Origin of the sequence: Sphingobium sp. RSMS (assembly GCF_005406185.4) — a bacterium.
In the GTDB taxonomy this organism is placed as follows: Bacteria; Pseudomonadota; Alphaproteobacteria; order Sphingomonadales; family Sphingomonadaceae; genus Sphingobium; species Sphingobium fuliginis.
In genome coordinates, this window is the sequence record NZ_CM191258.1 from 881,187 (window position 1) to 900,408 (window position 19,222).

Annotated in this window: 19 protein-coding genes and 2 pseudogenes; 16 read left to right on the forward strand and 5 right to left on the reverse strand. The window is 59.5% G+C overall.

Annotated elements, in window-relative coordinates; genetic code table 11:
• Nucleotides 1-43 precede the first annotated feature (43 nt).
• From EGM87_RS21945 to EGM87_RS22000, 12 genes and pseudogenes are all read left to right on the forward strand, one after another.
• On the forward strand, nucleotides 44-634 hold the full coding sequence (locus tag EGM87_RS21945) for a hypothetical protein (protein WP_137708816.1): 591 nt from the start codon (nucleotides 44-46) through the stop codon (nucleotides 632-634).
• 62 nt (nucleotides 635-696) lie between these two features.
• The gene (locus tag EGM87_RS21950; RefSeq protein ID WP_137708815.1) at nucleotides 697-1,041 is read left to right on the forward strand and encodes a hypothetical protein; all 345 of its coding nucleotides are present in this window, start codon (nucleotides 697-699) and stop codon (nucleotides 1,039-1,041) included.
• On the forward strand, nucleotides 1,016-1,540 hold the full coding sequence (locus tag EGM87_RS21955; RefSeq protein WP_253719184.1) for a hypothetical protein: 525 nt from the start codon (nucleotides 1,016-1,018) through the stop codon (nucleotides 1,538-1,540). Before EGM87_RS21950 ends, EGM87_RS21955 begins: the two co-directional genes overlap by 26 nt.
• Nucleotides 1,483-2,112 (forward strand): JAB domain-containing protein, encoded by a 630-nt coding sequence (locus tag EGM87_RS21960; RefSeq protein ID WP_137708814.1) that lies wholly within the window; start codon nucleotides 1,483-1,485, stop codon nucleotides 2,110-2,112. The genes EGM87_RS21955 and EGM87_RS21960 overlap by 58 nt, the downstream gene beginning before the upstream one ends.
• 109 nt (nucleotides 2,113-2,221) lie before the next feature.
• Nucleotides 2,222-2,593: a MarR family transcriptional regulator gene (locus EGM87_RS21965; RefSeq protein ID WP_137708813.1), complete on the forward strand. Its 372-nt coding sequence runs from the start codon at nucleotides 2,222-2,224 to the stop codon at nucleotides 2,591-2,593.
• 163 nt (nucleotides 2,594-2,756) lie between these two features.
• Nucleotides 2,757-2,921 carry a hypothetical protein gene (locus tag EGM87_RS21970; RefSeq protein ID WP_171009938.1) on the forward strand — a complete coding sequence of 55 codons (165 nt, stop codon included), beginning with the start codon at nucleotides 2,757-2,759 and terminating at the stop codon, nucleotides 2,919-2,921.
• 239 nt (nucleotides 2,922-3,160) lie between these two features.
• Nucleotides 3,161-3,979: a type IV toxin-antitoxin system AbiEi family antitoxin domain-containing protein gene (locus EGM87_RS21975; protein WP_137708812.1), complete on the forward strand. Its 819-nt coding sequence runs from the start codon at nucleotides 3,161-3,163 to the stop codon at nucleotides 3,977-3,979.
• Nucleotides 3,966-4,886: pseudogene (locus EGM87_RS21980) on the forward strand (nucleotidyl transferase AbiEii/AbiGii toxin family protein). The gene EGM87_RS21975 and the pseudogene EGM87_RS21980 overlap by 14 nt, the downstream one beginning before the upstream one ends.
• 126 nt (nucleotides 4,887-5,012) lie before the next feature.
• Nucleotides 5,013-5,522 (forward strand): UPF0158 family protein, encoded by a 510-nt coding sequence (locus EGM87_RS21985; RefSeq protein ID WP_137708811.1) that lies wholly within the window; start codon nucleotides 5,013-5,015, stop codon nucleotides 5,520-5,522.
• A gap of 492 nt (nucleotides 5,523-6,014) precedes the next feature.
• Nucleotides 6,015-6,968, forward strand: coding sequence for a Ros/MucR family transcriptional regulator (locus EGM87_RS21990; RefSeq protein WP_137708810.1), 954 nt, complete (start codon nucleotides 6,015-6,017; stop codon nucleotides 6,966-6,968).
• A gap of 228 nt (nucleotides 6,969-7,196) precedes the next feature.
• Nucleotides 7,197-7,324: pseudogene (locus tag EGM87_RS21995) on the forward strand (DUF7686 domain-containing protein); the annotation flags it as partial.
• A gap of 151 nt (nucleotides 7,325-7,475) precedes the next feature.
• The gene (locus EGM87_RS22000) at nucleotides 7,476-7,595 is read left to right on the forward strand and encodes a DUF7713 domain-containing protein (protein ID WP_503345427.1); all 120 of its coding nucleotides are present in this window, start codon (nucleotides 7,476-7,478) and stop codon (nucleotides 7,593-7,595) included.
• A gap of 88 nt (nucleotides 7,596-7,683) precedes the next feature.
• On the opposite strand, the gene EGM87_RS22005 is transcribed toward EGM87_RS22000, so the two are convergent.
• Nucleotides 7,684-8,904, reverse strand: a complete 1,221-nt coding sequence (locus EGM87_RS22005; protein WP_137708808.1) for an ATP-binding protein — start codon at nucleotides 8,902-8,904, stop codon at nucleotides 7,684-7,686.
• 572 nt (nucleotides 8,905-9,476) lie between these two features.
• Here EGM87_RS22005 and EGM87_RS22010 point away from each other — a divergent pair.
• From EGM87_RS22010 to EGM87_RS22025, 4 genes are all read left to right on the forward strand, one after another.
• Nucleotides 9,477-10,043, forward strand: a complete 567-nt coding sequence (locus EGM87_RS22010) for an RNA polymerase sigma factor (protein WP_137708807.1) — start codon at nucleotides 9,477-9,479, stop codon at nucleotides 10,041-10,043.
• Complete coding sequence (locus EGM87_RS22015; RefSeq protein ID WP_137708806.1) at nucleotides 10,036-11,007, forward strand: FecR family protein; 972 nt, start codon at nucleotides 10,036-10,038, stop codon at nucleotides 11,005-11,007. The genes EGM87_RS22010 and EGM87_RS22015 overlap by 8 nt, the downstream gene beginning before the upstream one ends.
• A 94-nt stretch (nucleotides 11,008-11,101) precedes the next feature.
• Complete coding sequence (locus EGM87_RS22020; protein WP_137708805.1) at nucleotides 11,102-13,672, forward strand: TonB-dependent receptor; 2,571 nt, start codon at nucleotides 11,102-11,104, stop codon at nucleotides 13,670-13,672.
• 131 nt (nucleotides 13,673-13,803) lie between these two features.
• Nucleotides 13,804-15,825, forward strand: a complete 2,022-nt coding sequence (locus EGM87_RS22025) for an Atxe2 family lasso peptide isopeptidase (protein WP_171009937.1) — start codon at nucleotides 13,804-13,806, stop codon at nucleotides 15,823-15,825.
• Nucleotides 15,826-15,837: 12 nt separating this feature from the next.
• Here the strand turns inward: EGM87_RS22025 and EGM87_RS22030 are convergent, their stop codons facing one another.
• The 4 genes from EGM87_RS22030 to EGM87_RS22045 form a co-directional block, all read right to left on the reverse strand.
• Nucleotides 15,838-17,322, reverse strand: coding sequence for an asparagine synthase-related protein (locus EGM87_RS22030; RefSeq protein WP_171009936.1), 1,485 nt, complete (start codon nucleotides 17,320-17,322; stop codon nucleotides 15,838-15,840).
• A gap of 275 nt (nucleotides 17,323-17,597) precedes the next feature.
• Nucleotides 17,598-18,251, reverse strand: a complete 654-nt coding sequence (locus tag EGM87_RS22035) for a lasso peptide biosynthesis B2 protein (protein WP_137708802.1) — start codon at nucleotides 18,249-18,251, stop codon at nucleotides 17,598-17,600.
• 42 nt (nucleotides 18,252-18,293) lie between these two features.
• Nucleotides 18,294-18,419, reverse strand: a complete 126-nt coding sequence (locus tag EGM87_RS22040) for a benenodin family lasso peptide (RefSeq protein ID WP_137708801.1) — start codon at nucleotides 18,417-18,419, stop codon at nucleotides 18,294-18,296.
• A gap of 163 nt (nucleotides 18,420-18,582) precedes the next feature.
• Nucleotides 18,583-19,221 (reverse strand): GntR family transcriptional regulator, encoded by a 639-nt coding sequence (locus EGM87_RS22045; RefSeq protein ID WP_137708800.1) that lies wholly within the window; start codon nucleotides 19,219-19,221, stop codon nucleotides 18,583-18,585.
• Nucleotide 19,222 lies beyond the last annotated feature (1 nt).

A 19,222-nucleotide genomic window follows, 5' to 3' on the forward strand; every position in this document is an offset into this window, starting at 1 on the left:
GGGGCAAATTCGAGACGGTCAAGATTTGGAGGTAGTGACGAACATGCCGCTCGACCCTGACGCGATCGATTGGGAACCTCATCGAGAGCAACTCGAACGCCTTAACGGCCTTGAGCGCGAAGTGCTCAAAAGGTCCGGGTATGGATTTAGCGCGAAGCTAATAGCAAAGAAGGTCGGCACTAGCCAAAACATGGTCACCAAGGCGATCTTCACAGGACGCACGCGCCTGGGCGGCCAATTTTCCAAAGCTGAAGCGGGACGCATTGTGATTGCCTGGGAAGCCGCCATGGAGGCGGCCAGGAAAGCGGCCAAAGAAGGGGTACATTCTTTATACCCCCAAAAATTATACCTTCCGCAACCCGATGATTTCGGACCAGATGAACCCGCTGATGTTCAAGCGGATGCACAGATCCCCCAGACAGAACCACCGGCGTTGGAACAGGATGCTTTATCCAGCTTTCTCCGCCGTCTGGCCCATCGGGACATTCTGACGCTCCGCAAAAGCGGGAGGCAAGACAATGACCTGAAGCTACTAATGACCCTGGCCGTAATTGCGGCCGTTGCCGTCCTCGCTCTTGTCATGGCAGGGTCGGCCGCCTCGCTGCTTTCGGCGCTCAATAGCGCATACACATAAGGCAGCATTTCCACAGCATCGACACAAGAACCCGCTCCCCACGGAAGCGGGAAGGAGAAATCATGCGCTCACAACGTCAAACCATCGCCAAATCCGTCGCCGGAAAACTCTTTGCCGCTGAAGAGGCCATCGACATCGCGGCTGCCAGGATTGCCGAACTCAATGCCGCCCTGCCGATTGCCAGGCTGGATGCCCGCTTTGCGGCGGCCATCGGCCAGGATGCCCTCGTCAGTTCGGCCTCGGCTGTCATGTTGATCGCCCAGACGCGGCAGGAGATCATCGCGACCCATGCCAATCTCAAACAGACCAACGACGATGTTGGGCTTGTAGAGGTCAGCTATGGCGATCTGTTCAAGGCAGAGCACAGGCAGCAGTCGGCGGATGGTCGGCATCTTCGGGCGGCATGATCCATGCTTCCAGGCAGCTGTTGACGGATTGAAGCCATTCTGTGCTTTTCAGATTGTTATGACACGACAATTTGACTTTCTGCTGCTGCTGATCCTGAGCTGCCTCTATGGGGCCATGAAGGGCGGCCGACCCGAAAGGATCGGGGCGGCCACCCTCTTCGGCGGCGCCTGCCTGTCCGTGATCGTCGTTGATCCGTTTGGCGGCCGGTTCCGTCACATTGAGCCGGGTCTGCTTTTGACGGACTTTGCAATGCTGGGCATTTTTCTATGGCTTTCAGTCCGAAGCACGAGATTTTGGCCGCTCGCGATCGCGGGACTGCTGCTCGCGGAAGTGATCGTTCATGCCGTCCGGGGAGCGATGCCGAACATCGTCCCCAAGGCCTATATCGATGCGGTCGGCTTCTGGAGCTGGTTCGCGCAAATATTTTTGGCGGTGGGAACATGGCGGCACGGAAAACGCATGAGACAGCGGAGTGTCGACAAACCCTGGAAGAGCTGATCCGCCTTACCTGCCCAGGTCGCGCGAATGAACTGTCCAATCGGCTGGTGGATCGCTTCGGTTCGCTGCCCGACGCAGTGGCAGCGCGCACGGCGGACAGGACCGCGATCCTGGATGGCGCGCCAGAGGTGGAACGGACCATTCAATGCCTGCGAAAGGCTATGAACCATATCCTGCGCGGTCGAATCCAGCAGCGGCGCGTCATGTCGAATGAGCGGGCGCTTCTTGATTACCTCCGCCAGGCGATGGCGTTCGAGCCGATCGAACAATTTCGGGTAATATTTCTGAACGCAGCCAACGAGATGCTGGCGGACGAGATACTGGGGATTGGAACCGTGTCCCGGGTCCATCTCTATCCGCGAGAGGTTATGAAGCGCTGCCTCGAAATTGGCGCCACGGCCATCATCCTGGTCCACAATCACCCAGCCGGAACCGCTGAGCCTTCACGGGCCGACCGGAATTTAACGCAACGGATGATGGCCGCCGCGCAACCGCTCGCCGTCACAGTCCATGACCATCTGGTGATCTGCCGAGATGGATATGTGAGTTTTCGAAAAGCTGGTCTGATGTAGGTCCCGGCGTCCTGGCTGGGTATCGCCCAGCCCCACGCGGCACCATCGGTACGCATCGGCCATTCGTCATGAAATGGGAAATCAGCTTCCACGGGAAGGGAGTGCGCAAATGACGCAGATGATGCCAATAAACCGCAGGACGGCGATGTGCCGCAGGCTTATCGATATGCGCAACGCGGTCGGCGACGCGCTCGGTTATGAATTTTGTCCCAGCCCGATCTGGGACATGCTCATCGATCTGTATCTCGCGCGGCACGAAAATCGAGGGGTCTATCTTTGGTCCCTGTATATGGTTGCGCATGTTTCACCGTCGACGGCGCAACGCAGGGTTGTGGAAATGGAACAACAGGGCCTGCTGATGCGGGAGTTATCCGACCGCGATCGCCGCTGCATCGGGGTCGAAATGACGGAACGCGGCGTTGAAAAGGTAAATAGCCTGCTCGATCGGCTGATCGGCATCTGTCAGGCCTCGCCTTTATGATATGCATCGTAGCCCACAGCCGGAATCTCGTCGCCAAGTTGCTTCCAGTCTCCGGGGAGCCTCAGGAGGTGATAAATCGGACGAACGGCCCGCGACGGTCAATCCTGAATTACCTCAGGATCGGCTATTGCCCCTCCAGCCTCCCCGAAGCATAGCGAATGCGATGGACGAAGAACTAATGAAAATTGTGCTGACGGTGTTGCAGCGGTCGCCCGAATGGATCCGACACGATCTTGGCGCAAAGGACAGCAGTCTGCGCGCGCGAGCTGAGGAGGTTTTGGCAGCGATGGTGGAAGCTGCGATCCGAGAACGCGGGTTCGCCGTATAGTCGGCCGGGTTGCCGACGATAGAGCTGCAATCCCCATAGTGGGTCACATGGGCCGGGCAATCATGGCCGCTCATCGCGGCAAACCCGGAATAACAGGCGCACGTGGAGCAGGCCCGTAACCGCGGGTTTAATATATCCCTATTTTACTAAGTCTGACTACCGAATTACTAAGTCTGACTACCGAAAATGAATGATTTTCAAACTGGACTTCAGTTTGAAAATATTCCAAAATGCTAAGCATGGCTTACCCTTCTGACAGAAAGCTAAACCGCATACAGCAGCTTCCCGAAAGCGTGCTGGTCGATGCCGCGTGGCTTGAACGCCACGGCTATTCGTCCTCGCTGCGTAGCCAATATGTTAAACGGGGCTGGCTGCATCAACCCGCGCCGCGCGTGTATCGCCGAGCTTCCGGCCAACTCAGCTGGCAGCAGGCGGTCACATCCCTCCAATCGTTCATGGAATACCCATTGACTGTTGGCGGTCGCACCGCGCTCGAAGAGCAGGGCTACGCCCATTATCTGGGTGAACGGCGCGAAGTGCATCTCTACGGTCCGCACAAGGCTCCGGGCTGGCTTGAGGCATTGCCACTCGACATCACGTTTCGCTGGCATAATAGCCGACGCCTTTTCCCGGATAGTCCCGAACTGGCACCGGCCTCAGCGCCCGCCGAAAACACGGGTTCGCTGCTGCCGGGCGGCTTCATGGCGACCGCTGGCACCATGCAATGGCCGCTGCGCCTGTCTTCGCGTGAGCGCGCCATACTCGAATTGCTCGATGAATTACCCACCCACGAAAGCTTCCATCAGGTCGATATGCTGATGGAGGGGCTCACCAACCTTAGCCCCCGCCACCTGCAGCCGCTTCTCGAAAGCTGCCAGAGCGTCAAGGTAAAGCGCCTGTTCTTTTTCTTCGCCGACCGTCACCGCCATGCGTGGCTGAATGGCCTCAACAAGGAGGCCGTCGATTTCGGTTCCGGCAAACGCTTGCTGGTCAAGGGCGGCAAGCTTGATCCGACCTATCTCATCACCGTTCCGGGAGACCTTGATGGCCTATCTTGACCAATATCGCGATCAGGTCGCCCTGCTCGTACGCGCGATCCCGTTCGTTGCGACTGAAAATGACTTTGCGCTCAAGGGCGGCACGGCGATCAACCTGTTCGTAAAAGACTTGCCTCGCCTCTCAGTGGATATCGACCTTGCATATCTCCCGATAGCCGACCGGACCACGTCGCTTGCGGCGATCGACACGGCCATGGCACGCATTGCCGATCGCATCGAAAAGGGCATCCGAGGCGCTCACGTGACACCGAGCCGACTGCGCGCAGAAAATGTGATCACCAAACTGGTCGTCCGGCTGGACAACGCACAGATCAAGATCGAGGTGACACCCGTCCTGCGCGGTACGGTCTATGACCCCACCGAAACCTCCGTCACCTCTCCCGTCGAGGATGCCTTCGGCTTTGCGCGCATGCAAGTCGTCTCCCTCGCCGATCTCTAGGCAGGAAAACTCGTCGCGGCGCTGGATCGCCAACACCCCCGTGACCTATTCGATGTACGCGAACTACTCGCGGGCGGTGGCGTCGACGATGCGCTACGCCGCGCATTCATCGTCTACGCCATCAGCCATGACCGCCCCCTGTCGGAAATCCTCGCCCCCACCCGGAAACCGCTCGAGGAGGAATTCGCGCGCGGCTTCGATGGTATGACACGCGAACCGATAGCGCTCGACGCCCTCATCGAGGCGCGCGAGGCGATGATCGGCACGATGATCGCGGCCATGCCAGATGAGCACCGGCATTTCCTGATCGGCTTCAAACAGGGGGAACCGGATTGGTCGTTATTGGACGTGCCCAACGCATCGACTCTGCCCGCAGTGAAGTGGAAAATGCACAATCTCGACAAACTCTCCCCCGAACGGCGCAACGCCCTCGTAGAGAGGCTGCGAAGCGTACTGTTTCCCGAGTGAATGCCGTCCACGGCATGTCGAAGAACGGAGGAATGGGCGCCGGACGCAGTTCCATCGAGCCCACCCTTCAAGCTTGTTTGAGCTCGTTTCGTTCGCCACGATGTGCCACCATTTCACGAACGTAAAATGTTCTCGGTCTTTGATTGGCGAGTCGTGCGCATGACACCGGAAAATCGTCAGACAGTACCTATTCTGCTGAGCGATCTCATCGACGCGCTCGAATTTGTCAGCACTTCGCCATTAGACGAACATCACGCCTATATTTGCAGGCAAGCGGGCCGCATCCTCTTTCTGGCCGACAGTGTCGACATGGACGATGCTGCGGAGTTGCCTGACGATCCGGAGGCCGCAGGCTATATCCTGGTGCCCCATCGACGCGATCTCGACCTTGGGAAAAAGCTGGCGCTCGCATTCGCCGTCGAGGAAATGCCAGAAGCACAGATGGACGTACGGGATATTTTCAGCCGGAAAGGCGCCTACAGGCGCTTCAAATATCTGCTCCAGGCGAAGGGAGCACTTGAAAGATGGTATGCCTATGAGGAGCGCGCGATCGAGGCAGCTATGTGCCGATGGTGCGACGATGTTGGCTTGACCTGGACCCGCGACACCCATCCAGATAAGACAGGCCGGAGTTGAGCGGAGGATGATGCCGCGCACATCATGCGACGAATGTCATATCCACGCGCGAAGCCGCCCAGTCGGCTAGTGTCGGAAGAGGGTCATCATCACGCATCCTGGCAGCCCTCCTACGGCAAACATGTCGTGACCGCCATGGAAATCGTGGCTCGCGGCTCTCAAATTCGGATTTGGTGACCAGATACGGATGAACTGTTAGCTCAACTTGGCCCGAAAATAATCGACAAAGGCGAAAGTCTCGTCTTGGGATGCGTGGATTACCGCTGAGATGATTTAAGATCGATCATGGCGATGATGAGAGCAACCGCGGAGCCGATATCCTCCTTTTGTTCCATATCGCCATACGATCTGAAACGGGATGAAATCCCATCCTGGTTATTCGATTGTCTCAATTGGCAATCTGATCTTAGGGCACAACCAAATCGCAATATTTACATTTGATCTTGGTGCGCGCAAATAGCACCAACATTCCTCTCTCCATGGGTTCGCAGAATGGCCGACGAAAATCAGACCGATCTCACCGCACTCACCGTCCAGCTCCTAAGTGCTTTTGTTTCCAACAACACTGTCGCGAGCGACAGCCTGGCGGATCTGATCAAGTCGACCCGCACCGCGCTTACGGAATCGTCGGCGCCTCCCGTCGAGGAACCGACAGCTCCGACTTTCACGCCCGCAGTGTCCGTGCGCAAGAGTCTGTCCTCGCCCGATCACATCATTAGTCTGATCGATGGCAAGCCCTACAAGACTTTGAAGCGCCATCTCGCGGTGAACGACCTCACCCCTGAGCAGTATCGCGCGCGCTACAATCTGCCCAAGAATTATCCGCTGGTGGCACCGAGCTATTCGGATTCTCGCCGCGCCGTGGCGGAAAAGATCGGCCTGGGCAAGAAGCCCGCCGTCGCTTCGATTGCCGCCAAGTCAGCTGAGGCTGCCGCTGCCCCGGTCGCAGCGCCGAAGGCCAAAGCCGCGGTGACGCCGAAGGCACCAAAGAAGGCGGCCGCTGCTTCCGCGCAAAAGGCTGCGGAGGCCAAGGCTGCACCCGCCGCGAAAGCTACGCCCGCTGCTGCGGCTGAAGCGCCGAAAGCAGCCCTTACCAAGCCCGCAGTTGCTCCGGCGAAGAAGGATGCCAAAGCAAAGGACGTCGCCGCTCCCAAGGCGGCGTCGGTAATTTCGAACGGTGCCACGACCGCCAGTGCTGCACCTGCTGTGGCAAAGAAGGAACCGCGCAAGCGTTTGTCGATCGCGGGTCCCAAGGCCGACGCCAAGGTCGAGACCGCTCCCGCACCGGCGCCTGCAAAGGCCAAGCCCGTAGCGAAGAAGGCGGACGTTGCTCCGAAGGCAAAATCGACCTCCAAGCCCAAGTCGGTGAAGGCGGCGACCGAAGCAGCGCCCTCGGATGTCAGCGCCGATGGCAAGACGCCTGAAGTGGCAAACGCAAAATCCTAAGATATGAGGGGAGCGGAGGTTCGGCTCCCGCTCCCCAAATGCTTAGGCGGTCAGGTCTTGCGAAAGGAAACGCTCCGGCAGACGTTGAAGGCCACGATGACCGTTGGGTTGCCGACCCATCAGCATTGGTCGGCGACTGCGCGCTTACCGGTACTTTGCAGCCGCTGCCATAACGAGGAGGTCGCCCGGCGGAGCGGGCTGACCTTCACCCATATCGCCTTCCAGCCAATGGAATTGGCCGATGCGAACGGGGCCAGGCATCGGTTCCATTTTGTGCTGCGGCTCCTTGGCATGATGCTGTCGAGGTCAAAGGCGGAAGACGGGAAGGCTACGAATTCCAGGTGCATGGCGCCGCGGACGCCGATCTCTTTGATCTCATGACGCGCCTGCTCGAACAAATGCGGCATGATCTTGCCACGACCTACCTGGCCGAAGGCGAGTTGGGGTTGGCCTTCCGGAACAACCGTCCGAGGCCAACTCACCTGCGACCCCGAATCCGCCGATTACATGCCGCTGCTGGTCATCAATGGGCGGGAGGTGAGTTGGGACCAATTTGGTCGCATTCTCATGACCTTAGAAGGATGGCGGGTCCATCTTCAGATCCAGGATCCAAGCGAGGAAGTCTGAAAGCATCGACCCGTCCATAGCCGATCATCCTGATCGACTAATCTAATGGGTACAGGACAAAGCCTTCGACCTCTCCGCCGTGCCCCGCTCACGCCCATAGTGTCGACAAGGGAACTGCCGCCAGCCTATCGCCAAAGGGCACGATCTCGCCGCTATCATACAGCACCACGCCATAGGCAAAACGGTCACCGCAAGCCTCCGCCAGGGTGCGCAACCCGCCAAAGTCGCTCGATCTCACCGTCGCGGACGCCTTGATCTCGATGCCCACGATCATGCCGTCATCGCGCTCCAGCACGATATCCACTTCGCGCATTTGCGCGTCACGGAAATGATAGGGGGTCAACCGCTGATCGCTGGCGGTCATCAGCTTCAAAACTTCGGAAAACACAAAACTCTCAAGCAGAGCCCCAAAGAGCCCACGGTCAGCTTTCACGCGGTCGAAGCTGAGGCCTCGCACGGCAGCGAGCAGCCCCGAATCCAGGAAATGCATTTTGGGCGTCTTGGCAATGCGCTTGAGGGTGTTGATGAACCAGGGTTGCAAGGTTGAGACAAGGAAGACCTGCTCCAGCAGTCCGACATAGCGCTGGCCAGTCTTATGGCTAACGTCGATGGCGGCACCGAATTGAGAATAGTTGACCAACTGACCCGAATGCTCCGCCAGCAGCCGCACGAATTTCGGCAAATCCGTCAGCTTCTCAATATCGGCAATATCCCTCAAATCGCGGGTGAGCACTGACGTCAGATAGGAGTGCGCCCAATCCTGGCGGCGGCGCTCACTTGGCCGACTGATCGCCTCGGGGAAACCGCCAAGCAGCGTGAGGCGGAGAAGATCGTCCCCGACGATCGCGTCACGATCGCCGTGCAGGTTGCCCGCGAAGATGCGGTCCAGGAATGTAGGTGATTTGCCCTCGATCTCAGCACGCGCCAGAGGCAACATACGGATTGTTTCCATCCGTCCGGCAAGGCTGTCGGCGACGCGCGGCAGGGTCAGTATATTGGCGGAGCCCGTCAGCAGAAAGCGACCGGGTCGATAATCCTCGTCCACGCTCTTCTTGATCGCCAGAAGCAGGTCGGGTGCGCGCTGAATCTCGTCGATGATCGCCCGGTCCAAACCTCGAATGAAGCCGGTGGGATCGGCCTGCGCCGCTTCAAGAACCGTGTGATCATCAAGGGTGAAATATGTCCGGGTCGCATCCCCCATTTTGCGGACGAGCGTGGTCTTGCCCGCCCGCCGTGGCCCCACAATCAGAACCACCGGCGTGTCTTCCAGGGCTTCTGCTGCCCGGCTTTCTGCAAATCGCTCGTACATGCCCATTCCGATCTTAGATGATTGGAATTAGCGATCATGATAATTGGAAGTCAATAGGAAGAAAATTGGAATGGAACGAGTGGGTACATGGAAGAGCAATCCATCCTTCGGGATGGAAAACCGCGCTCAGAGGGCATGATCGGCGTGAGCGCGCGGGTTGATCGCCATCAGGGCTGGTGCGCCGTAGCAGACCGGGCCGAGAATGGTGTATAATACACCACCCGACAAATTCGAGCTTGCTTCAAGGCGTTAAACGCGCAAACTAGGCCCGCTTCCGAGAAAAGAACGGAAGTGGGGCGTGGAAACCCCTCTGGATTGCTCGGTCACAGTTTCTGGGGCCGGGTGGCATGCGCGCATGTCCAGCCGGCAACGGTAAAGGCGCTTGCGCCTGTTCCAGACAGGTTTCCAACATCCGGCTTAGGCCGTCGCCCCGAGTGGACATAGGTGCGACGAATGAGCCAAGGCCAATCACAATCGGCACGGAGCCGGTCTAATCCGGGACTATTTCCCTTTCACGATGAACGCTGGCACCTATTCCAGTTGCGCAGCGCGTGTCCAAGGAGAATGCCATTATGAGCATCTCTCCTCAACGGCGCGTCTCACCCGATGACGATGATGCCGACAGTGCAGCGCCTACAATCCAAGGCTTTGCAAACCTGTACCTGCGGGAAAAGCCGCGCCTCCTGCGCTACTTTCTGCAAAAGCTGGGCAATCGCGCCGATGCCGATGAGATGACCCAGGAAGTGATGACCCGATTCCTGGGAGCCACTCCCGCCGTCGCGGTGGCGACGCCTCGCGCCTATATCACCCGCATCGCCACGAACATGCTGCGGGATCGAGCGGAACGCGGCTCAACGCGCCTGTCGCAACTCTCGGTGCCTCTGGACGAGGGATTGCATAAATCCAATGGCATGGATCCGCACCGCGAGGTCGAAGCGCGACAGGAGGTCCAGCGCTGGCGAGCCATTTTGCAGCAACTGCCGCCGCGCACATTGGACATCTTTCTTCTCAATCGTGTCGAGGGCTATAGCTATCGGGAGATAGCGACTGACCTGAGGCTCCCCTTGTGGATGGTGCAAAAGCATATGTTGAAGGCCATCCGGCATATCGCCGCCAATCACGGAGACGGCCATGAATAAGCTGTCCTGGTGGGATCGGCGTGCGGCCTCGAAATGGGTCATGAAAATGCTGTACGATCCCGATCGGCATCACGCCGCTGTTCAACGCTGGATGGCAGCAAAAGAAGGCCGTCAACGCCTCTATGAAACGATGCTGGTCGATGTCGGTGCCGCAGCGGGGGCTGCGGCGGTTGCGCCCATGCCTGTCGAAAGGCGCGCGGTCCCCGCGCCCAAATGGCGGCCGGCATTAGCGGCGGTAGCCGTCATGACCGTGATATCTGGCGCGCTCATCATGATGCAATTCCACGCCCCGGTCTCACCCGAAGATGCCTTCGGGGGCGGCCAGCTCGCGACGAGGATCGGCGAGGTGCGAGAGGTCCGACTGGATGACGGATCGGTCCTCACCCTCGACACCGGGACGACCATCAATGTCGATCTCTCGGCGGAGCAACGTGTCGTCAGCCTCGAACGGGGCCGGGCAAGGTTCAGGATCGTGCATGATGCCGCGCGGCCTTTCATCGTGCGCTTCGGTCAGAATGAAATCTCGTCCCCCGGTACGATCTTCGATGTCAGCTATGGCAATCGGGCCGCCGTTCATCTCCTTGAAGGGCGTGCCGACGTGAAGGTGCGCGGTTGGCGTTCCAACGCCCGCGCCGAACAGCTGTTTCATCTCCGATCTGGTGAGCAATTATCCTTCCTCGATGGACAAGCTATGCCGCCTTCTGTCATGTCCGCAAGACCTACAGATGAGCAATGGGTCAGCGGCGTGAAGAATGTAGATGATGTTCCCATCAGCGAGGTGATCGTCGAAGCCAACAGCTACAGCACGACGCAGATCGTTCTCGCCGATCCCACTCTGGGCAGCCGGGAGATATTCGGCTCGGTTCACATCCGCGACGTTGACGCTGTGGCCAACGCAATCGCCGCGTTCCTGGAGGCAAAGGTCGATCGTTCGCATCCAGGAAAATTGATCATCACAAAATAATTCTCGATCCCGCCAGCTTCAATTTCTTGCTCCCTCGTCTTTACCCGATTGCCCTGTTCAAGAAGGGCGCGGCGAAAATGATGGGGGAAGCATCATGGGTTTCGGCAAGACTGGATTATCGATCGGCGCGGCGAGCGCCCTGGTGGCGATGTGCCCGGACAGCAGGGCGCAGGAAAGCAAGCGACGATCCTATGATATTCCTGCCCAGGACCTCAAACATGCGCTGCGCGCCCTTACGCGGACGTCCGGATATCAGCTAATCGCCGATTCAAGAGCCGTTCGGGGAAAGCAGGCCAAAGCCCTCAAGGGCGACTATACTTTGCGTGAAGCGGTCGAAGCCCTTGTCGCGGGCAGCGATCTCAGCGTGGACGTTCAAAATGGTTCGGTGTTTGTGCGGGGGCGAGGCGCACCGTCGCGCGAGCCAATAGCGGACGCGGCGGATGACAGCCACCTCGTGGTCACCGGCTCGCGGATCCGGGGAGGCGCGGTGGCCTCCAAAACAACCCGGCTGTCGCAGGATGACATACGCGATGCGGGCCTTGGCACGCTCGCTGAAGCGATCCGCACCATCCCGCAAAATTTCGGCGGCGGCCAAAATCCGGGCATCGGTCTCAATGTCCCCGAGGGCAATGGCGCCAATTATGGCAGCGGATCTTCGCTCAATCTGCGGGGTCTCGGCTCGGACGCGACCTTGACGCTGCTCAACGGGCATCGGCTGGCCTATAATGTCGCAGCGCAATCCATCGACATTTCAACCATCCCGTTCGAGGCCATCGACCGGATCGAGGTGGTCGCGGACGGCGCGTCGGCCCTTTATGGCTCGGATGCCGTTGCCGGTGTCGCGAATATCATCCTGAAGCGTGATTTCTCAGGCCTCAGGACGACCGCGCGCCTGGGTGCATCAACGGACGGCGGCAACAAGCAACAGCAATATGGCGCCATTGCGGGCAGGCAGTGGTCATCGGGCGGCCTCATGGTCGCCGGTGAGTTTGCCCGCACCACGCCAATCCTTGCCCGCCAGCGGGACTATACGCAGGTTCGCGCCAAAGGCCTCTATCTGTCCCCCTTCCTCAAGCATTACAGCCTCATGGCCAGCGCCCATCAGGACATCAGCGACAGCCTCGGTTTCGAGGTTGATGGCGTCTACAACAAGCGCAAGAGCAACAACCGCTACGCCCTCGATTCCCGTGGCGATCCGACCGTCTATGGTTCCACATCCTTCTACGACAGCCAGTCCTTCGTGGTCGCACCAAGCCTTCGATGGGATTTTGCCGACGGCTGGCAGGCTCGGGTGGCGGGCATGTTCGGCAAAGACCGTACCCGCTATGCCTTCAATGTGTTCGTCAACGGCGTCCTGGCCTCGTACCAGGCCGGCTGTTACTGCAACAAGGCCAGCTCAGCAGAAATCAATATCGACGGCACCGTCGCTCAACTGCCCGGCGGCCCCGCAAAGATTGCGGTTGGCGGCGGTTTCAGGCGCAATGATTTTCACGGCTATCGCACGGCTGGAGGAACGCAAAATGTAAAGGTCAGCCAGGACGCTTATTTCGCGTTCGGAGAAGCCAGCCTCCCCCTGATCGGTCCCGACCAGATATCCTGGTTGCATCGCCTCACCGTGAACGCGGCGCTTCGCTATGAACGCTATCAGGACGTGGATGAGGTCGTGACGCCCAAATTGGGCGTCATCCTCACGCCCGTCGAGGGTTTTGACCTGAAGGGAAGCTGGGGCAAATCCTTCCGCGCCCCTACCCTCTTCCAGCAATATAATCAGACCACTGGGACGGTGTTCCCCACCTCCACGCTGGGCGGCACCGGCTATCCTGCCGGATCGACCGTGATCCTGCTCGCCGGCGGCAACCCTGACCTCAAGCCCGAGCGGGCAACGACATGGTCGACGACCCTGGACATCCATCCTTCAACGATCCCCAATGCGCGGGTAGAGATCAGCTATTTCGATGTTCGCTATAGGGACAGGATCGTCACGCCGATCCCCTTTGCCGGTCAATCGCTCAGCAACCCCATCTATGCCGATCTCGTCGATTTCAGTCCGGATGCTGCCGCCGTGCAGGCCGCCGTCGATAGCGCCGACGTGTTCCAGAGCGCCGTCGCTGGCTCGTTCGACGCGAGCAAGGTCGCGGCCATCGTTTATAATATGAACCGCAATGTCGCGCGCCAATCGATCCGCGGTGTCGACATCGCGGTCCACTATCAGTTCGACACGAACGCCCTGGGCTCCTTTTCCCTGCAAGGCGATGCGAGCTTGCTGGAGAGTTCGCAAACCCGCAGCGCGCTACAGCCGACCACGCAGCTGGCGGGAACCTTGTTCAATCCACCGAAATTCAGGGGTCGGGCCGGGATCGGCTGGCGATATGAAAACACCCACATATCCTTCTTCGCCAATCATACCGGCTCCCTCAAGGACCAGCGTGCCACGCAGCTGGCCCGGATCGGAGCGACCACCACGTTCGATGCCAGTCTGCGGCTGACGAGCGATGCGCAGGCCGGACCGCTGGGGAAGATGGATTTCATTCTGTCGGCACAAAATCTGTTCAACAAGCGGCCGCCCCTTATCCGGACCTCCAGCGTCTATGAGGCGCCCTATGATTCCACCAACTATTCGGCGATCGGCCGCTTCGTCAGCCTGAGCGTCAGCAAGCAATGGTAAGCGCCTCCCGAAGCGATCTTGCCCTGTCGTGCGCGGCATCGGTCATGGCCCTCGCCCTATGCCCGGTTGCCGTTGCATCGACCGCCCCGGCCATGCCCCCTGCCTGCAAAGACTTCCTGCAGCGCAAGCGCATGGCCGGGGATAGTCGGGATGTCAGGGTCGACGACCTGCTGCGCCTGCGCGATATCGGTTACAGCTATGTCCCCAAGGGCGCGCGGCTTTTCAGCCTGTCGCCCAATGGTCGGAAACTGGCCTTCACCATGCATCGCGCGGATCCTGCGTCCAACCGCTACTGCTTTGCCTTGATGGCGCTGGACCTAGACCGGCCGACCGAACCAGTACTGCTTGATACGGGCGACGAGGTGATGGTGGAGGCCTTCTCGATCCGTGGCATCAAGGTCGATTATGGCTCCATCAAGAATGAGGCGCCAGTCTGGTCGGCTGACGGAAGCAGCCTGCTCTATCTCAAGCAGACGGACGGTCGCGCGCAACTCTGGAAGGCTGGCCTGGATGGGGACGCGGCGCAACTGACTCATTCGCAGGTCGGCGTCGATCGCTTCAGATTGTCTCACGGCGGCCGCGCGATCATCTTTTCTGATCGCCCCGGCATTGCGGCGCAGGAACAAGCCATCGCCCAGGAAGGCGACCAGGGCTTTCTGCTCGACGATCGCATCGCGCCCTATAGTAGCAGCCGGCCCGCAGTCCGGCTCCCACAGCCCGAACGGGTCCAGCTACTGGATCTCGGCAGCCGCAACATCGCGCCTGCGTCTCCAACGGACATCGAAGAATTTGGGGCGCCCCTCAATGTCGACCCCAATGAGAATATGCTGTCGGCCAGGGCCACCGATGGCGCAATTGCATCGGTCGTCCGCACCAATCCCGCATCCTATGCCAGCCCCACCCTCGTCACAGTGGTGGATGCCAAAGGCCGCAAGTCGGTCTGTCCGACCGACGCCTGCAAGACCAGCCTTCTGTCGGGCTTCGAGGGTATATGGTGGACCGGACGGAAAGACGAAATTGCCTTTCTCCGGCGGGAGGGCTGGGGTGGAAGCAAGCTTGGCATCTATAGCTGGACGGTCAGACAGAAGCAGACGCAGAAGATTTACGAAACGGCAGATTTGCTCATGGGCTGCGAGATGGACGCAGGCGCGTTGATCTGCGCCCAAGAAGGGTCGCAGCGGCCTCGCGCCATCGTTCGGATTCCGATCCGTTCGCAGCCCCAGGAAACGCTCCTTTACGATCCGAACCCGGAATTCAGCGCCCTGCGGCTCGGCGCGGTCGAGAGGCTCGAATGGCGAAACGAGAATGGGTCCGAAAGCTTTGCCGATCTCGTCCTGCCCTATGGTCACAAGCCCGGTGACAAGCCGCTGCCGCTCGTCATCGTCCAATATATGACGCGGGGGCTTCTGCGTGGCGGAACCGGCGATGAATATCCGATCCAGCTCCTCGCCCGCGCCGGCATGGCTGTTCTGAGTTTGCAGCGCCCTCCAGCGATCACGGCCTCGGACGGCAATGACAAATCCACCGCGGAAATTCTCAAAAGCCTGTCGGATGATTGGGCGGATCGGCGCAACATCCATAGCTCGCTCATGCAGGCCCTCAGGATCATCACCGCCCGCGGCGACATCGACGCGTCCCGCATCGGCATCAGCGGCGTCAGCGACGGGGCGACCACCGCCCAGTTCGCCATGATCCACGCGCCGCGGCTTTTCCGCGCGGCCTCGATGGGGTCCTGCTGCCTCGATCCGAGCAGCATGATGATCTATGGCGGCCCCGGCCTCACCGAAGAACGCGAGAAATGGGGCTTCCCGCCCGCCCAAGGGCCGGGGTCGGGTGCGTGGCAGGCGGTATCCCTGGCCGTCAATCGATCCGATGTCATGGCGCCGTTGCTCATGAACCTTGCCGACCATGAATTTCTGATTTCGCAGGAGACCTATGCCGCCTATCGCCGCGCGGGCCGCCCGGTCGACGTCAGGATTTTCCCCAATGAGTTTCACCTCAAATGGCAGCCCGCGCATCGGCGCGCGATATACTGCCGCAATGTCGCCTGGTTTTCCTTCTGGCTTGACGTCAATGCGGCCGACATAGGGTGTGCGCCCGATGCCACCGAATTGACGCGCTGGGCTGGGATGCGCAAGGCGGCGCCAGGGTGACGCCCCTCGCATTCAACCCGCGTCCGTCCAGCTTTGCGCCCATGCCTCGACATCGACGAGCCGCATGACCTGCCAATAGCTATGGCCGCGCGTGGGAACGGAGGGATGGCATCGCGCGGCCACCGCTTCGCGGTCGATCAGTCCCTGGGAGGCCAGCCATCCGTCGCAGAGCATCTCCTGAATGATCTTCCGGTTGCGTTCGAATATCTCGACAACGAAGCTGTCGGGCGTGCCCTTGGTCCTTCGGCGCAACACGCGCTCGGGGAGCAAGGGCACAAAGGCTTCCCTGGCGATCACCCGGTCACGACCGCCGTCGATCCAGGTCCATGTCGGCAGGCGGAGACAATATTCGACCACCGGCTGGCTCAGCAAGGGCCATAGGGTCGCGTGGCCCTGCTCCCTGCCATAGCCTTCGATATGGTTACGCACCCCCAATATCCAGGCGATATGCTGGGCTTTTCCCGGCAACTCTCCCTTGGGCGTCGATGTCCAGGGATGGGTGGACCATATGTCCTCGACCTCCTGGAAGTCGGGATTGAGGAAACTGCGATCCTGGGTCCAGAGATAGTCATGCGGCCGAAACCAGGCGCGTTGGATGCCCTTGACCCAGGCGCTCCAGAGCGAGCTGTCGGTCAGCAGGGCGAGATCCCGCGCCGCTTTCCATGAAGTGCGGCCCGGGCCGTTCATCCGCAAACTATCGGCCAAGGCGCGCGCCGATTGCAGGAAGCAGAAGACATTGTCGCCGCCACCGCCGCTCGCAAAGGCGTCCGCGCCCAGTTGCGCGCCGAGAGAAAGATGGGCTGCATTGCCAGACTGGGCAAAAGCGCGCGCCAGCGGCCTTGGCAAATGGGATCCATCGCACCTGAGAAGATCGATCTTATCGATGGATTCCGGGACTTCGTGGAGTGGGACGCCCAGATGCGCTGCCACCTCCCGGGCATAGCCTCTTTCATCTCCTGACGCATCGCGCGTGACGAGGTTGAAACAGGAAAAAGGAATACCCGCTTGCGCAAGGCTCGCGGCGACGATCGAGGAATCCAGCCCGCCGGAAAGGCCCAGAAGGACGTGGCGGCTATCGCTCGACGTTTTCCGGACAGAATCGACGACAATCTTGCGCAGCATGCTGGGCGCCTCGGGCAGATCCGCGATCTGCGCTTCGCGCGATGCAAATCTCCAAGGGTTCCAGAATTCCGTGACGATCGCAGCCTCCGTGCTGACGGTCAGGACATGCCCCCCTTGCAACTCCATCACGTCCCGGAGGCAGGTCAGCGCAGGGCGTAAATTCAAATTGTGGAGATGCCGATAGACGCTCAGCGCATTGATGGACGGGCGATATCCCGCAGCAACCAGAAGCCGTACATCGGAGGCGATAATCGTCACGCCATCCATCTCGACATAATAGCAAGGAAGCTGGCCCTGCGGGCTGCGCGCTACATCGACCACTGCGCTTTTGCCGTCGTGATTGAGAACGACAAAGTCACCCCAATTATCGCGCATGATGATGTGCCAGTGCCCCCAGGGTAGCAGCGGCCGGTGTAGCGGTGCGCCACCAGATCCAGCAATTCGATCGGGTCCGTGAACTTGCCCCATCAACGCCCCCCTCTCGTCGCGCAAGGCCGAAAATGGGAGATGCCTGTCCACTGCGAGGGAGTAAGTGGGGCCGCTCTGAACGACCTCCAAACCATATCCTCTCAGCCTATCCCAAAAGCGGGGCGTGCAAAAGGCGTCGAATTGTTCGTCGGCCGCTATGACGGCAAGATAGCGTCCCCTGATCATACCGCGAGGATCGGCGTGAAGTTGATCACATGGTCGAGGCTGTCGTTCATAACCATGTCGCCATGCTGGACCCAGCAATGCGCCTGGAACGGTCTGGCCGTCACCCCGAACACGAGATCCAGCGCCATCCCCCTGGAGGCCGCCCAGCGCATCAGCGCAAGCGAACGAAGGAGACATTGGTCGTGGCGTGTTGCCATGGTGCGCATGTCTTCCAGGGCCTGGGCCATGGTGATCTCGAATGGTCTCGACCCGCATTGCGCTTTGCATTTGCGGATATCCTCAATATGCACCTGCAATGGCCGATATTGGAGCGCCCGCTTTGTCATGCAAAGCCAATAGATGGCCGCAATCTTCCGGCTGATCGGCGCGGGCACGCAATCCTCGTCAAGCAAGCTGCGGATCGGCATCACGGTCAGTTTGAAAGGCTCAACCCCGTGACTTGCTGAGGGAACCAGGAGCCGTAAAAGTCCGGGACTAAGATCTTGTTCCTTACTTGTCGAAGATCCTGATCTGATCAGAGACTTGAGCGAAGTCTCGTCGCTTTGCGACAGGCCAAGATAGCGTCCTGCGCTGAGGTCAAGAAATACGATTTTCTCTCCAGCCACGCAGAAAGTGACATTGTCTCGCAAAGCATATCCCACGGCGTGCATCCCAAAGGGTCCGGCGCGGCTTTGGCCGCGCCGGGTTGAGGGTCATTCGTCGGAAATGCCGCCGCCGAACAGCGTCTGCTGGCCGACTTGATCGCCGGTAATGGCGACGGGTCCCTTGGTTTCGATCACCACCTCACCGAGGTCGATCAGATCGTCATCGCGTTCCATATTTACCTCCATCAATAGCCGCTTGATTGCAGCTCTATAACTTTAGATGAGGGTGCCGAATGATGAGAGCATATACGCTCCCATTTTGATGACATATATGCTGGACAATGCAGGATAATTGCGATCTTCCTCATGGCAACAGCCATATTTCCGCGATTTTCTGTTATCGATCGATGAATCCGCTCTTAATCATGGCGGAAAAAATCGCGTCAACATTGAACAAACGTCGCCGATGATAGTGCCAGAGCGCCTTTCTGATCGAATGTTTGTCCCCACAGCGAACGATATTCCACAAGGACTGTATCTCGGAAAAGCAGCGCGGCAGGACCATTTCATGGATTCGAATCAGATGAAGCCTTGTCTCGATACCAATGATGGCGTGCAAATGTTCCGGATTAGGAGAGCAAGCCCCCACTCTTGTGAACAGATCGCCCGCCAGCTTTGCCAGATGATGATGTTCTCCCGACAAGCCTTGTGACCCGTCATCGGGGAAATCGCCAATCTCCGTGGACTCGTCGAGGGTGCGAATGATCATGCGCAGCAGATCGGCATGCCAGCCATAAAGGTGAGCGAGACGCTCGGATGTCAAGGCGGGAAGCGCAAATCCTCCTCCGCCCTGTATGTCGACAAGACGCTCACCCACCATGCGCAGCACTGCGTCTCGGACCGGGGAGACGCTGGTGCCGGCGTTTTCAGCGATCTGGCTGAGGACAAGACTGTTTCCTGGCCGCAATTCTCCCACCATGATTTGCCGCTTCAATTCGCGATAGACGCGATCGGCCGTGACGGCATCGGGCGACATG